The sequence below is a fragment of the Cellulosimicrobium sp. NPDC057862 genome (genome assembly GCF_042797035.1).
GTDB lineage: Bacteria > Actinomycetota > Actinomycetes > Actinomycetales > Cellulomonadaceae > Cellulosimicrobium.
The window spans coordinates 66,205-80,917 of the sequence record NZ_JBHVMH010000010.1; the positions used below are offsets into that span (position 1 = coordinate 66,205).

Consider the following 14,713-nt stretch of genomic DNA (forward strand, 5'->3'; position numbering starts at 1 on the left):
CGGCGGAGCGGCCTCGTGCCTGTGGGACGCGACGTCTAGAGTGACGGGGGTGAGCACCGCCCTGTACCGCCGCTACCGGCCCGAGACCTTCGCCGAGGTGATCGGTCAGGACCACGTGACCGCGCCGCTCATGCAGGCGCTGCGCAGCGGTCGGGTGAACCACGCCTACCTGTTCTCCGGCCCGCGCGGGTGCGGCAAGACGACGAGCGCACGCATCCTCGCGCGCACGCTCAACTGCGCGCGGAACACCCCGGACAACCCGCTCGACACCCCGTGCGGCGAGTGCCCGTCGTGCGTCGACCTCGCACGCGGCGGCCCGGGGAGCCTCGACGTCGTCGAGATCGACGCGGCGTCGCACGGCGGCGTCGACGACGCGCGCGACCTGCGCGAGCGCGCCACGTTCGCCCCCACGCGCGACCGCTACAAGATCTTCATCATCGACGAGGCCCACATGGTCTCGCCCGCGGGGTTCAACGCACTGCTCAAGATTGTCGAGGAGCCGCCGGAGCACGTGAAGTTCGTCTTCGCGACGACGGAGCCGGACAAGGTGATCGGCACCATCCGCTCGCGCACGCACCACTACCCGTTCCGCCTCGTCCCCCCGGACGTGCTCGGCCCGTACCTCGAGCAGCTGTGCGTCGCCGAGGGGGTCTCGGTGGGGTCGGGCGTGCTCCCGCTCGTCACCCGCGCGGGCGGCGGTTCGGTCCGCGACTCGCTCTCGGTCATGGACCAGCTCATCGCGGGCGCGGAGGGCGGCGCGGTCGGCTACGAGCGCTCGGTCGCGCTGCTCGGCTTCACGCACGCGACCCTGCTCGACGACGTCGTGGACGCCCTCGCCGCGCGCGACGGCGCGAGCATCTTCCGGGTCGTGGACCACGTCATCGCGACGGGGCACGAGCCTCGGCGCTTCGTCGAGGACGTGCTCGAGCGCCTGCGCGACCTCATCGTCATCGCCGTCTCCGGCGACGAGGCGCAGGCCGTGCTGCGCGACCAGCCCGCCGACCAGCTCGCGCGCATGCGGGCCCAGGCGCAGAACCTCGGCGTGGCGGAGCTCTCGCGCGCGGCCGACCTCGTCAACGCGGCGCTCACGGAGATGACGGGCGCCACCTCGCCACGACTCCACCTGGAGCTCCTCATGGCGAGGCTGCTCCTCCCCGGGGCCGACGACGGCGCGGCCGGCTTCGCGGCACGACTCGACCGCCTCGAGCGCGGGGGGCTGGGCGCGGTCGCCCTCGCCCCGGCGGCCGTCTCGACGGGGGCCGGGACAGCCGCTGGTCCGGGAGCTCCGGTGCCCGACGGCGGGGGGCAGGTTCCCGCCGCGGCCGCGCCGACGTCCGGGCTCACCGGTGCTGCCGCCGTGCGCGCCGCCCTGCGCCCGAACCGGTCCACCTCGTCGGTCGCGCAGCCGCCGGCCGTCTCCGCCGCGCCGACCGACGTGCAGCCCTCCGCCGAACCGGCCGATCCCCGGCCCGCCGAGGCCGCCCCGACAGGGATCGTCGACGACGAGCGGGCCTCCGCACCGGCACCCGGTGCCGCGTCGGCAGCGGACACCCCGTCCGTACCGAGCGCGGGCGCCGTCCCGTCGAGCGTGACCGAGCCCGCGCGCACGGACGCCGCGCACGCCGGTCCGGCGGCGCAGGAGGACGCGGACGCCGGTCCGGCGGCGCAGGAGGACGCGGACGCCGACGGGCCGGCGCAGGACGACGCGGTGTCGCCGCCGCGGGAGGAGGCGGCGCCTCCCGTGCGCGCCGAGGCGGCCCCCGCGGAGCCGACGGCAGACCGTCCGGCCCAGCCGGCGGCGAGCGCCTCGTCCGGCGACGCGAGCCCGGCGCTCACGACCGAGGAGCTGCGGCGGCGTTGGCCGGAGGTCCTCGAGAACCTGCGCGCCAACCCCGTGACGTGGTCCCTCGTCAGCGCGAACGCGCAGGTGGCAGAGCTCGGCCCCGACGTCCTCTACCTCGCGTTCCCGTCGCCGGGGCTCGCGCGGACCTTCTCCTCCGCGCGGCACACGAGCGCGGTCCAGGACACCGTCTACCAGACGCTCGGGCTCCAGGTGCGGGTCGAGCCGCGCCTCGACGAGGGCGGTACAGGTGGTGGCGGTCCGGCCCCGGCCCAGGGCCCTGCCACCCCGGCACCGGGGTCCTCCGCTCCGGCTCCCGTCGCACCCGGCCCGGGCGGATCGCGCGCCGAGCCGGGCCCGGGGGAGAGCGGCGCGGACGCATCTCTCGCCGCGGTCAGCGCGCCGGGCCGTGTCGTGCCGTCGGGCGCGGCCCCGACCGCGCTGGCGGCGGGAACGGCCGCTCCGCGCGGGGCGGTCGCGCTGCAGGAGCGACCCGTCGCGACCGATCCCGCCGCCGCCGACGACACCGGACCGGTGGTCGACGCCGCGGACGAGGCCTGGCTCGCCGGAGCCTCTGCGCCCGCGCCTGCACCCGAGCCGCGCATCGACGCGGCGGACGAGGCGTGGCTCGCGGGGGCGCCCGCCGAGCCGCCGGCCGACCTCGACGACGGTCCCGAGCCGGAGCCCGTCCTCGAGCGTGCGCCCGCGCGCACGACGTCCGCAGCGGAGGCACCGGCCTCGCCCGCGCGCCCCGCCCCGGCCACGCCCGCTTCCGCGCCGCGCCACGAGCCCCCTGCTCGTGCGGCGGCCCCCGTCGCTCCGGTGGACGCGTCGGGAGCCCCCTTGCGCGGGGTCTCCGCGGCGCGCGCGGCGATCGCGGCGGCCACGACGGCCCGCGTCTCCCGACCTGCCGAGGCGCCCGCCCGGCGGGACGCGTCGTCGACGGTCGACCCGCTGGACGACCTCCCCTCCGCGGACGACCCCGACATCGTCTCGACGGGCCTCGTCGGGACGGCGCTCGTCGTGAGCCTGCTCGACGGGAAGATCATCGAGGAGATCCAGGACCAGGTCTGATCCCCCGGACGGCTCGGGACGACGGCTGCCGACGGCGGGCCGACCCGTCATGTGGGCCGCGCCCCGTAGGCTGGGGGCGTGTACGAAGGCGCTGTCCAGGACCTGATCGACGAGCTCGGCCGACTCCCCGGCGTCGGGCCCAAGAGTGCGCAGCGCATCGCGTTCCACCTGCTCGCCGCCGACGCCGCGGACGTGCGCCGGCTCGCCGACGCGCTCACCGAGGTGAAGGCGCGCGTGCGCTTCTGCGAGACGTGCGGCAACGTCGCGGAGTCCGAGCAGTGCCGCATCTGCGCGGACCCGCGCCGGTCGCCCGAGGTGATCTGCGTCGTCGAGGAGCCCAAGGACGTGGTCGCGATCGAGCGCACGCGCGAGTTCCGGGGGCGGTACCACGTGCTCGGCGGAGCCATCAACCCGATCGAGAACGTCGGGCCGGGCGACCTGCGGATCGCCGAGCTCATGGCGCGCCTCGCCGACGGGCAGGTCACCGAGGTGATTCTCGCGACCGACCCCAACGTCGAGGGCGAGGCCACGGCCACGTACCTCGCGCGCATGCTGGGCCCGATGGGCCTGCGCGTGACCCGCCTCGCGTCCGGGCTGCCGGTCGGGGGAGACTTGGAGTACGCGGACGAGGTGACGCTCGGCCGGGCGTTCGAGGGCCGACGCCCCGTCGGCGGCTGACGAGAGGTGACGAGCATGGGGGAGATCGAGAACGACCCCGACCTGCGGGAGATCGCGGAGGGCATGGCCGCGCAGGCGCGCGCGTTCCTCACGACCGCGACGCAGGTCGCGTCGGGGGCCGCGCCCGGGGCCGTGCTGCCCCTCCTGCTGCTCGCGCTGTCCGACGCGCTCGCCGCGGGCGCGCGGCTCGGGGCGATGGGAGACGTCGTCCCGGTCGAGCGCTTCGAGCCCGACGCCGGCCGCGACACCGACGTGGACCCGCTGCGGACCGCGCTCGCGCAGCTCTTCGACGGGTTCGACGACTACGCCGAGATCACGGACCCGCTCGTGGGCGCCGAGGTCGGCGCTGCGTCGCTCTCGGGCGACCTCGCGTGCGTCGCCGAGTGTCTCGCGAAGGGCCTCCAGCACTACGACGGTGGCCGCGAGCTCGAGGGCCTGTGGTGGTGGCAGTTCTCCTACGTCTCGCTCTGGGGCGAGCGCGCGGCGAGCGCGCTGCGCGTGCTCCAGCTCGCGCTCGCGCACCTGCGCCTCGACGTCGAGGACGACGTCGCGGCCGAGGCGGAGTACGACGCCCTCCAGTCCTGAGGCACGCGTCGCAGTCGTGCGCCGCGATCAGGCCGGCGCGCCCGCCGAGCCGTAGTGCGCCGCGAGGGCGGGGTAGTAGCTGTCCCACACGACCGTGGCGGGGTCGCGCCCGGCACGGGCGGCGGCCAGGCGGTCGAGGTAGTACTCCCATCCGGGCCCGATCGACCCGGCGTCCTCGTCCGGGGCCAGCGCCTGCCGGAACACGAGGGCGGTGGTGCCGCCGTCGTCGGCCAGGTCGATCTCCAGGTGCCACGACGTCTCGCCGACGGCGGTCTCGACCACGAGCCGGTGCGGTGGGTCGCAGCGCAGGACCCGGCACTCGTCGCCCTCCGTCGCGCCCTCGGCGGTCATGACGAAGCGGACGCTTCCCGTGGTCGGGTCCCCGTCCCACGTGCCGATCCAGGGCTCGAGCCCCGCCGGCTCGGTGAGGCTCGCCCAGACGTCGGCGACGGGTGCGGCGAAGTTCCGGCGGAGCACGATCCACCGGCCGTCGTCCTCGTGCACGACGGAGCCGGTCGGCTCGACCTCAGGGTTCTCGGTCATCACAGCAGCGTAGGCAGGCCCGGGCCTCCGGGGAAGGGTGCGGCGTGGTACCACTAGGGGGTGCTGCCCGCCTTCTCCCTCCCGGTCTCCGGCGGGCTCGAGATCGACGGCCTGACCGTCCTCCTGCTCGTCCTCGCCGCCCTGACGGCGGGGTGGATCGACGCCGTCGTCGGCGGCGGCGGCCTCGTCCAGCTCCCCGCGCTGCTCCTCGTGCCCGGCATCAGCCCGGTGCAGGCGCTCGCGACGAACAAGCTCGCGAGCATCATGGGCACGTCGGTGAGCGCCGCGACGTACTACCGGCGGGTCGGCCCCGACCTGCGGACGGCGGGCCCGATGGCGCTCGCCGCGCTGGTCGGCGCGATCGGCGGCGCCGCCCTCGCGTCGCGCATCCCGGCCGAGCTGTTCAAGCCGATCATCCTCGTGGTGCTCGTCGGGGTCGCCGCGTACACGATCGCGAAGCCGAAGCTGGGGCACACGACGAACCTGCGCTGGGAGGGCAACGGGCACCGCTGGGCCGCGGCCGGGATCGGCCTCGTCATCGGGACCTACGACGGCTTGCTCGGCCCCGGCACGGGGACGTTCTTCGTCATCGCGCTCGTGAGCATCCTCGGGTACGCGTTCCTGCCGGCGTCGGCGCTCGCGAAGATCGCGAACTTCGCGACGAACGCCGGCGCGCTGATCTTCTTCGTCCCGTACGGCGCGGTGCTGTGGGGCCTCGGCCTGCTCATGGGCGCGGCGAACCTGCTCGGCGCGTACGTCGGCGCCCGCATGGCGGTCGCCAAGGGCAGCGCGTTCGTCCGGGTCGTGTTCGTCGCCGTGGTCGGGGCGCTCATCCTCAAGCTCGGGTACGACGTCGTCGCCGACCTGACCGCCTGACCGCGCCACCCGAGGCCGACGGGTACGGCCTGGTGTCAGGTGGTGTCATACATGTTGTCGCTAGGGGTTGCGGTGACACCACAAGTGGTGCCATGATGGCGTCATGGACCTCACCCCGTACGTCGACGACCTCCAGAACCGCCTCGCCGCCGCCGCGGACGCCGCCGGGGACGACGGCCGTCGCCTCGCCGAGCGGCTGACCGCCCCGCTCGACGCCGCCGTGCGGCTCGTCCTGCTCGACGCGCTCTCGGACGCGGCGGGCGAGATCTCCGCCGAGCTCGCGCCCGGGTCGGTCGACGTGCGACTGCGGGGAGGCGCCCCGGAGTTCGTCGTCGCCGCGCCGGCCCTCGCGGCTCCGCCCGCGGCTCCCGGCGAGCCGGCGTACGGCGTCGCCCCGGTGTCCGCGGCGACGCCCGTCGCGCCGCCCGCCGCCGGGCCGGCCGACGTCGAGTCCGGTGCCACGACCCGCACCACCCTGCGCCTGCCCGACCACCTCAAGACGCAGGCCGAGACCGCCGCCGCCCGCGACGGCGTCTCCGTGAACACCTGGCTCGTGCGCGCGGTCGCCGCGGCGCTCGAGCAGTCCACCGGGCGCCCTGCCGCGCAGGCCCGTCCGCAGCAGCGCGGCTCCGCCCGCGTCACCGGCTGGGTGCGCTGACCTCTCCCGGTCCGCTCGCCCCGCCCTTCCGACCACCCGCTGACACCACACCGACACCACCGTTGGAGCTCCGTCATGCCCACTTTCCCCGCACCCCAGCCCGTCACGGTCGTCGTGGACGTCCCCTTCGCCAACCTGCACGTGGTCGCCGGCGACCGCGACGACGTCGTCGTGACGGTCCTGCCGACGGACCCCGCGAAGTCCGGCAGCGTGCGCGCCGCGGAGGAGATCCGCGTCGACAGCGACGGCAGCTCCGTGACCATCACCTACCCCGGCTCGTGGAAGCAGTTCGTGCTCCCGTTCGCCTCGGGCACCGCCGACATCACGGTCGAGCTGCCCACCGGCACCGACCTGAGCGGCAAGACCGGCTCGCTGTACACCGAGGGCTCGCTCGGCACCGTGGACATGACGCTCTCCGCCGGCGACGCGCGCCTGGAGGACGTCGACCGCCTCGACGTCAAGGCCTCTGCCGGCTCGGTCGCGGCGCGGCGCGTGAGCGGCTCCGTGAACGTCAGGGTCAGCGCCGGGTCGGTCCGCATCGACGAGGTCGCCGGCGACGGCACGGTCAAGGCGACCAACGGCACGACGACGGTCGGCGCCGTCACGGGCACCCTCCAGGTGCACGGCGCGCACGCCGACATCGCGGTGGGACTCGTCACCGGGACGCTCACCGCCCGGTCCGCCCACGCCGGGATCCGGGTCAACACCCTGGAGTCCGGCAGCGTCGACCTCACCACCTCCTACGGCTCGATCGAGGTGGGCGTGCCCGAGGGGACGGCGGTCTTCCTCGACGCGAGCTCGGAGCACGGGAGCGTCCGCAACCACCTGACACCGACCGAGGGGCCCGTCGAGGACGAGTCCACGGCGGAGATCCATGCCAGCACCGGCTACGGCGACGTCGTCGTCCGTCGGCCGTGAACCGCACCACCCGAGAAACGCTCAGGAATCGGAGATCCTCAGATGTCTGTTGACCAGTCCCTCGAGCCCGCGGTGCGGGTCCGAGGCATCGAGAAGTCGTTCGGCGACCTGCGCGTGCTGCGCGGGGTCGACCTGGAGGTGACCCCCGGGAGCATCTTCGCGCTGCTGGGGTCCAACGGGGCGGGCAAGACCACGCTCGTGCGGATCCTGTCGACGCTGCTCGCGCCCGACGCGGGGACCGCGAGCGTCCACGGGCACGACGTCGTCGACCAGCCGGGGCAGGTCCGGGAGTCGATCTCCCTGACCGGGCAGTTCGCCGCGGTCGACGAGGTCCTCACGGGCCGGGAGAACCTCGTGCTCGTCGCCCGCCTGCGCCACCTGAAGGACCCCGGCCAGGTCGCGGACGACCTGCTCGCCCGCTTCTCCCTGACCGACGCGGGCTCGCGTCGGGCGGGGACCTACTCCGGCGGCATGCGCCGGCGCCTCGACATCGCGATGAGCTTGATCGGCGACCCGCCGGTCATCTTCCTCGACGAGCCCACGACCGGCCTGGACCCCCAGGCCCGCATCGAGGTCTGGGCCACGGTGCGCCAGCTCGCGCAGGGCGGCACGACCGTCCTGCTCACCACCCAGTACCTCGACGAGGCCGAGCAGCTCGCCGACCGGATCGCGATCCTGCACCGCGGCACCATCATCCAGAACGGCACCCTGGCCGAGCTCAAGGCGCTCCTGCCGCCCGCGCAGGTCGAGTACGTCGAGAAGCAGCCGTCCCTGGAGGACGTGTTCCTCACCCTCGTCGGCGAGACCGACGAGGACCCCACGACCCCGACGACCGCCGAGGGCACCCAGCCCGCCGGAGAGGAGCTCCGATGACCACGCACGTCCTGGCCGACACCCGTGTCCTGACCGGCCGCTCGCTGCGCCACATCCTGCGCAGCCCGGACACGATCATCACGACCGCCGTCACCCCGATCGCGCTCATGCTGCTGTTCGTCTACGTCCTCGGTGGCGCGATCGACACCGGCGCCGGGTCGTACATCGACTACATGCTGCCCGGCATCCTGCTCATCACCGTCGCCTCGGGCGTCGCGTACACGTCGTACCGGCTGTTCCTCGACCTCCAGGGCGGCATCTTCGAGCGCTTCCAGTCGATGCCCGTCGCACGGTCCAGCGTCCTGTGGGCGCACGTGCTCACCTCGCTCGTCGCGAACCTCGTCTCGGTGACGATCGTCGTCGGCGTCGCGCTCCTCATGGGGTTCCGCACCGGGGCGTCGGTGGGCGCGTGGCTCGCCGTGCTGGGCATCCTCGTCCTGTTCACGCTCGCCCTGACGTGGCTCGCGGTGGTCGCCGGCCTCTCGGCCAAGACGGTCGACGGCGCGTCGGCGTTCAGCTACCCGCTGATCTTCCTGCCGTTCATCAGCTCCGCGTTCGTCCCCACGGACACCATGCCGGCACCGGTCGCGTGGTTCGCGGAGAACCAGCCGGTCACCGCGATCGTCGACACGCTGCGCGCGCTGTTCGGCGGGCAGCCCGTCGGCTCCGACATCTGGGTCGCGCTCGCGTGGCTCGTCGGGATCCTCGTCGTCGCGTACGCGTGGGCCGTCGCGATCTACCGGCGCAAGATGCGCTGACCCGGGGGGTGCGAACGGTCCCGGCACGGTGGAGGCGTGCCGTCCGAGCCAGGGGCGTGGCGCGGACGGCGTCCCGTGCCGGGACCGTCTGCCGGTGAGGGGCCGTGGTACGGCCCCTCACCTGTCCGTGCGGCGACCGCTACGCGGAGCGCTCCGGCCGGCCGGCCGGGATCACGTCCGGTCCGCCGGTCGCCTGGTCGGCCTCCGTCACCGCACCGATGTCGTCGCCGTGCACCGGTGCGCCCGGCAGGGCGACGTGCGGGGAGTCGGGCGGGGGCGGTGTGACGCTGCCCTCGAGCAGGTCGGGGCGGTCGGCGACGGTCGTGATGCCGCTCGAGACCTTGTAGCCCTTCTTGCGCATGGCGCGCGCCCGCTCGCCGGCCGACCGCAGGCGCGGGTTCACGTACTCGTCGATGCCGAAGTTGATGAGCGACAGGGCCATGCCGAGCAGCGCGATGCACAGGCCGGCGGGGACGTACCACCACCAGTAGTCGGGGAAGGCGCCGTTCTGCTGGGCCCAGAAGAGGATCGTGCCCCAGTTGAGGTTCGTGATGGGGATGACCCCGATGAAGGCGAGCGTCGTCAGGCCGAGGACCGCGGCGGTCACGGTGCCGACGAAGCTCGACGCGATGATCGCGGTGAGGTTCGGCAGCATCTCGACGGCGATGATCCGGTGGATCGGCTCGCCGTTCGCGCGTGCCGCCTGGATGAAGTCCCGGTTGCGGAGCGACAGGGTCTGCGCCCGCAGGACGCGCGCGCCCCATGCCCAGCCCGTGATCGCGAGCACCGTGGAGACGAGCAGGAGGCTCGGGTTCTCCTGCTGCGACGCGACGATGATCATGAGCGGGAGGCCCGGGAGCACGAGGAACACGTTCGTGAGCGCCGAGAGCGACTCGCTGCGCCAGCCCGCGATGTACCCGGCCGTCACCCCGATGATCACCGCGACGAGCGTCGCGATGATGCCGGAGACGAAGCCGACGACCAGCACGCCCCGCGTGCCGTAGATGATCTGGCTGAGGACGTCCTCGCCCATGTGCGTCGTACCGAGCAGGTGCTGCGCGGACGGCGGCTGCTTGAGGGCGGTGAAGTCCTTCTCGAGCGGGCCGTAGGGCGCGAGGAGGTTGCCGAAGATCGCGACGAGCGTGAACACGCCGAGGATGATCAGGCCGGTGAGCGACTTGCCGTTGCGGAACATCGCGAACGACGCCCCGGCACGGCTCGCGAGGCCACGTCCGGAGGAGCCGTTCGGGGCGGCCGGCGGGGTCGCGGGCGCGGTGGCCTCGCTCGTCGCGGTCGTGGTGGTGGACGTCATGGCTCAGGCCTCCGTCTGACGCGTGCGCGGGTCGAGGGCGGCGTAGGCGACGTCCGCCAGGATGTTCGCGACGAGGACCGAGAGCGTGATGACGAGGAAGAGTCCCTGCATCAGCGGGTAGTCCTTCGCGTTGGTGGCGTCGAGCAGCAGCTTGCCCACCCCGGGGTAGGAGAAGACGAGCTCCATGACGAGCGTGCCGCCCACGATGAAGCCGAGCGACAGGGCGAAGCTCGACAGCTGCGGCAGCACCGCGTTGCGCGACGCGTAACGCGTGAGCACCTTGCGGGGCGGGAGGCCCTTGGCCTGGGCCACCGTCACGTAGTCCTCGTCGAGGACGGTGATCATCATGTTCCGCATGCCGAGCACCCAGCCGCCCAGCGACGCGACGACGATGGTCAGGGCGGGCAGCGTGCCGTGCTGGATCACGTCCCAGACGAACTCCCACGACCACTCGGGCGACGCGCCCTTGCTGTACGCGTGGGACGCCGGGAACCAGCCGAGCATGCTCGAGAAGACCGCGATGGCGATGAGGCCCATCCAGAAGTACGGGACGGTCGAGAAGAACGTCGAGATGGGCACGATCGCGTCGGCCTTGCTCCCGCGGCGCCAGCCGATGATCGCGCCGAGGCCGCTGCCGAGGAAGAAGCTGAGGATCGTCGCGATGCCGACGAGCCCGAGCGTCCACGGCAGGGCGGCGGCGATCACGTCGCCCACGGGGGCGAGCCCCTTGGAGAACGAGCGACCGAGGTCGCCGCTGAGCATGAGCCCCCAGTAGTCGATGTACTGCTGGAAGAGCGACCGGCCGTCGTCGAGCCCGAAGAGGGTGCGCAGCGACTCGGCGGCCTCGGGGCTGATCTTCCCCTGGTTCTTCGCGAGGTACGCGGAGACCGGGTCGCCCTTCATCATGCGGGGCAGGAAGAAGTTGATCGTGATCGCCGCCCAGGCGGTGAACAGGTAGAAGGCGGTGCGTCGGGCGAAGAATCGCAACGGGATCAGCTCCTCGACGATGCGGGGCCGGTGCCGGAGAAGTGGACCTCCGGGTTGGGCGAGGCATCGCGTAGCGCGCGGGTGTAGGGGTGCTGGGGCTCGAGGATCACGTCGTCGGCCGGCCCGTGCTCCACGACCTTGCCGTGGTGCAGGACCATGATCTCGTCGCTGAAGTGGCGCGCGGTCGCCAGGTCGTGCGTGATGTAGAGGACCCCGAGGTTCGCCTCGCGCTGGAGCTCGGCGAGGAGGTTGAGGACGCCGAGGCGGATCGACACGTCGAGCATCGAGACCGGCTCGTCGGCGATGAGCAGCGACGGGCGCGACGCGAGGGCGCGCGCGATCGCGACGCGCTGGCGCTGGCCGCCGGACAGCTCGTGCGGGCGGCGCTCCACGACTCCGCTGTCCAGGTGGACGCGGTCGAGGAGGCGGTGGACCTCGGCGTCGACCTCGTCCTTCGGGACCACGTGGTCGAGGCGCAGCGGACGCTCGAGGTGGTGGCGGATCGTGTGGTACGGGTTGAGCGACGCGAACGGGTCCTGGAAGACCATGCGGATCTGCTGCCGGTAGCGGCGCAGCGCCCGTCCCCGCCGGGGGATGGGGGCGCCGTCGAGCAGGATCTCGCCGGACGTGGCGCGCTCGAGCTGCGTGAGGATCTTCGCGATCGTCGACTTGCCGCTGCCGCTCTGGCCGACGAGCGCGATGGTGCGCCCGGAGGTGAGGGTGAAGCTGACGTCGTCGAGCGCGAGCAGGTCTCCGGAGCCGCGGACCTTGTACTTCTTGCTGACGTGCGAGAACTCGAGGGTGGTCATCAGGCCTGGCCTCCTGCGCTGGTCGCGGCCGTGCTCGCGGCCGTGGCCGCGGGCTCCGAACGGCCGCGCACGAACCCGCCCCGCTCCCCGGTGAGGCTCGGGAACGAGCCGAGGAGCTTGCGCGTGTACTCGTGCTGGGCGTGGTGGTAGATGTTCGACGCGGTGTCGAGCTCGACGATCCGGCCCTGGCGCATGACCGCGATCCGGTCGGAGATCTCGAGGAGCAGCGGGAGGTCGTGCGTGATGAAGATGACCGAGAAGCCGAACTGCTTCCGCAGGTCCGAGATCTGCTGGAGGATCTCGCGCTGCACGAGGACGTCGAGCGCCGTCGTCGGCTCGTCCATGATCATGAGCTGGGGCTTGAGCGCCAGGGCCATGGCGATCATGACGCGCTGGCGCATGCCGCCGGAGAGCTCGTGGGGGTAGGAGCGCAGCCGGTCGCGTCCGACGCCGACGAGGTCGAGGAGCTGGGCGCTCTCCTCGGTCCGCTCGGCCTTGCTCATGCGGGGGCGGTGCGTCTCGAACACGTCGCCGAGCTGCTTGCCGATGTTGGCGACCGGGTTGAGCGCGTTCATCGCCCCCTGGAACACCATCGACGCCTTGTCCCACCGGAACCGGCGCATCGCGTCGTCGTCGAGCGCGTTGAGGTCGACGTCCTCGCCCGACTCGTCGTGGAAGATCGCCGAGCCCGAGGGGATCACAGCCGGCGGCTTGAGCAGCCGCTGGATGCCGTACGCGAGCGACGTCTTGCCGCAGCCGGACTCTCCGGCGAGGCCGAGGATCTCCCCGCGGTGCAGCGTGAGGGAGACGTCGCTGACGGCCTCGACGGGCGGGTCGACGTCGTAGACCACGCTGAAGCGCGAGACGGTCAGCAGGGGTTCGGTGTTCACTCGTCCTACCTGTTTCTGTGCTGGGGGGTTCGCGGTGCGTCGTGCTCTCGGGTGCGGGTCATACCGTCGCACCGCGGTGGGTGCGCCGGGAAGGTGTGGGGACCTTCCCGACGCACCCGGCCGCACCCGGCTCGCGCGCCGTTCCGACGCGCGAGCCGGCTGCCTCACTCGGCGGGCTTGAGCTGGGTGAGGATGAGCACCGCGGTCGGCTGCGTCGGGTCCGCGTTGATGTACGGGTCCTCGTCGCTCGGCCAGCCGACGTAGTTGCGCGTGTTGAACTCCGTGATGAACGGACGCGTGCCGATCGGCATGACCGGGACCTGGTCCACGAAGATCTTCTGCGCCTCGGCGATGGCCGTCGCACGGTCCTCGTCCGTCGTCGCCGCGAGGTACGCGTCGAGGGCGGCCGTGGCCTCCGGGCTGTCGAAGCGGCCGAAGTTGTAGTCCGCTGCCTCACCGACCGGCTTGAGCCAGCGGGCGTCCATCGTGTCGCTGTAGATGTCGTACGGCGTCGCGCCCGTCTCGGTCCAGTGCAGGATCGCGTCGAAGTCGCCCGTGCCCTTGGCGGCCCACCACGAGTCCGAGTCCGGCGTGTCGACCGTGGCCTCGACGCCGATCGCCTTGACCGACTCCGCGATGAGGCTGATGCCGGTGACGTAGTCGTTCCAGCCCTGCGGGACGCTGAGCTGGAAGGTGACGGGCTCGCCGTCGGGGTCGATCAGGGCGTCGCCCTCGAACGTGTACCCGGCGTCCGTGAGGACCTTCTTCGCGCCGTCGACGTCGACCGCGTACTCCTCGCCCGCGAACTCGTCCGAGATGAACGGGTCACCGGCCGGGGTCGGCAGACCCGTGACGGAGGTGAGCAGCGGGACGCCGCCCTCGCGGGCGATCTGCTGGTGCTGCTCACGGTCGATGACCATGTTGACGGCCTGGCGGAACGCGACGTCGTCGAACGGCTTCTTGGTCGTGTTGACGAACATCGCGTCGATGCCGAGGCCGGCGGGGGCCCAGTACACGTTGTGCTCCGGGTCCTTGTCGACGAACGCCGACTGCACGTTCGGGAGGAAGGCCTGGGCCCAGTCCGCGTCGCCGTTGGCGAGCGCGGTCGTCAGGGCGCTGTTGTCGTTGTAGGAGACGTAGTACAGCGTCGGGACCGCGAGCTCGCCGCCCCAGTAGTCGTCGCGCGCGTCGAGCTGGACGCTCTCCGTGCTGAAGCTCGTCAGCGTGTACGGGCCGGTGCCGACGGGGTCGGGGTTCGTCTCCGTCGTCGGGTCGGCGACGCCCTCCCACACGTGCTTCGGGACGACGAACCGGTGCAGCACCTTGTCCTGCTTGGCGAACATCGGCGTGCCGAAGGTGACGGTGACCGTGTCGCCGTCCACGGCGACGTCCTTGATGTCGAGCGCCGCGGTGTTGAGCTCGGGCGTGTCGACGAGGATCTGGTACGAGTACGCGATGTCGTCGGCCGTGAGGTCCTTGCCGTCGCTCCACTTCACGCCCTCGCGGGTCGTGAGCGTCACCGACGTGTAGTCCTCGGACCACGTGATCTCGGACGCGAGCCACGGGCGGACCTCGTCCGACGGGTTGACGACGTTGACGATGCCGACGGGCTCGTAGATGGCGTTGACGTAGCCGAGCTTGAGCGCGGACGAGTCGCCGATCCACGGGTTGTTCGACTCGGTCGCGATCGCGCCGTCCGGCTTGGCGATGGTGAGGGCGGCGCCCGCGCCGGAGCCGGTCGTCTCGTCGTCGTTGTTGCCGCCCGTCGACGAGCAGCCGGTCAGCACGAGTGCTGTCGCGATGCCGAGGGCGATCGCGGAGGCCTTCAACCTCATGAATCTCTCTCCTTCGAGGGAACATCGTCCCCGGCGCGGTGCCGGGGCGGTGGAGCGTACGGGTGAAACGGAAGGTG

Annotated in this window: 14 protein-coding genes; 8 read left to right on the forward strand and 6 right to left on the reverse strand. The window is 72.7% G+C overall.

The features are described from left to right. The first annotated feature begins 49 nt into the window (after positions 1 to 49). From ACFVN3_RS13660 to ACFVN3_RS13670, 3 genes are all read left to right on the forward strand, one after another. On the forward strand, positions 50 to 2,914 hold the full coding sequence (locus ACFVN3_RS13660; protein WP_378233410.1) for a DNA polymerase III subunit gamma and tau: 2,865 nt from the start codon (positions 50 to 52) through the stop codon (positions 2,912 to 2,914). A 78-nt stretch (positions 2,915 to 2,992) separates the two neighbouring features. Further along, entirely contained in the window at positions 2,993 to 3,592 is a 600-nt protein-coding gene (recR, locus tag ACFVN3_RS13665) for a recombination mediator RecR (RefSeq protein WP_378233412.1), read from the forward strand. 15 nt (positions 3,593 to 3,607) lie between these two features. Continuing rightward, positions 3,608 to 4,177, forward strand: coding sequence for a DUF5063 domain-containing protein (locus ACFVN3_RS13670; protein WP_378233413.1), 570 nt, complete (start codon positions 3,608 to 3,610; stop codon positions 4,175 to 4,177). Between the two features lie 27 nt (positions 4,178 to 4,204). Here ACFVN3_RS13670 and ACFVN3_RS13675 read toward each other — a convergent pair whose 3' ends face one another. Further along, positions 4,205 to 4,720, reverse strand: a complete 516-nt coding sequence (locus ACFVN3_RS13675; protein ID WP_378233414.1) for an SRPBCC family protein — start codon at positions 4,718 to 4,720, stop codon at positions 4,205 to 4,207. A gap of 60 nt (positions 4,721 to 4,780) precedes the next feature. Here ACFVN3_RS13675 and ACFVN3_RS13680 point away from each other — a divergent pair, with 60 nt between their 5' ends. The 5 genes from ACFVN3_RS13680 (at position 4,781) to ACFVN3_RS13700 (ending at position 8,803) form a co-directional block, all read left to right on the forward strand. Further along, positions 4,781 to 5,596 (forward strand): TSUP family transporter, encoded by an 816-nt coding sequence (locus ACFVN3_RS13680; RefSeq protein WP_378233415.1) that lies wholly within the window; start codon positions 4,781 to 4,783, stop codon positions 5,594 to 5,596. A gap of 103 nt (positions 5,597 to 5,699) precedes the next feature. Beyond that, complete coding sequence (locus tag ACFVN3_RS13685) at positions 5,700 to 6,254, forward strand: histidine kinase (protein ID WP_378233416.1); 555 nt, start codon at positions 5,700 to 5,702, stop codon at positions 6,252 to 6,254. A gap of 75 nt (positions 6,255 to 6,329) precedes the next feature. Beyond that, complete coding sequence (locus tag ACFVN3_RS13690; RefSeq protein ID WP_378233418.1) at positions 6,330 to 7,172, forward strand: DUF4097 domain-containing protein; 843 nt, start codon at positions 6,330 to 6,332, stop codon at positions 7,170 to 7,172. 42 nt (positions 7,173 to 7,214) lie between these two features. Further along, entirely contained in the window at positions 7,215 to 8,045 is an 831-nt protein-coding gene (locus ACFVN3_RS13695; protein WP_378233420.1) for an ABC transporter ATP-binding protein, read from the forward strand. Then, positions 8,042 to 8,803 (forward strand): ABC transporter permease, encoded by a 762-nt coding sequence (locus ACFVN3_RS13700; protein ID WP_378233421.1) that lies wholly within the window; start codon positions 8,042 to 8,044, stop codon positions 8,801 to 8,803. Before ACFVN3_RS13695 ends, ACFVN3_RS13700 begins: the two co-directional genes overlap by 4 nt. 139 nt (positions 8,804 to 8,942) lie before the next feature. On the opposite strand, the gene ACFVN3_RS13705 is transcribed toward ACFVN3_RS13700, so the two are convergent. From ACFVN3_RS13705 to ACFVN3_RS13725, 5 genes are all read right to left on the reverse strand, one after another. After that, positions 8,943 to 10,115 (reverse strand): ABC transporter permease, encoded by a 1,173-nt coding sequence (locus ACFVN3_RS13705; RefSeq protein WP_378233423.1) that lies wholly within the window; start codon positions 10,113 to 10,115, stop codon positions 8,943 to 8,945. A 3-nt stretch (positions 10,116 to 10,118) separates the two neighbouring features. Next, complete coding sequence (locus ACFVN3_RS13710; RefSeq protein ID WP_378233424.1) at positions 10,119 to 11,102, reverse strand: ABC transporter permease; 984 nt, start codon at positions 11,100 to 11,102, stop codon at positions 10,119 to 10,121. A gap of 5 nt (positions 11,103 to 11,107) precedes the next feature. Continuing rightward, complete coding sequence (locus ACFVN3_RS13715) at positions 11,108 to 11,911, reverse strand: ABC transporter ATP-binding protein (RefSeq protein ID WP_378233425.1); 804 nt, start codon at positions 11,909 to 11,911, stop codon at positions 11,108 to 11,110. Continuing rightward, positions 11,911 to 12,801 carry an ABC transporter ATP-binding protein gene (locus ACFVN3_RS13720; RefSeq protein ID WP_378233426.1) on the reverse strand — a complete coding sequence of 297 codons (891 nt, stop codon included), beginning with the start codon at positions 12,799 to 12,801 and terminating at the stop codon, positions 11,911 to 11,913. The genes ACFVN3_RS13715 and ACFVN3_RS13720 overlap by 1 nt, the downstream gene beginning before the upstream one ends. A 164-nt stretch (positions 12,802 to 12,965) precedes the next feature. Further along, positions 12,966 to 14,636 (reverse strand): ABC transporter substrate-binding protein, encoded by a 1,671-nt coding sequence (locus ACFVN3_RS13725; RefSeq protein WP_378233428.1) that lies wholly within the window; start codon positions 14,634 to 14,636, stop codon positions 12,966 to 12,968. Between the last annotated feature and the right edge of the window lie 77 nt (positions 14,637 to 14,713).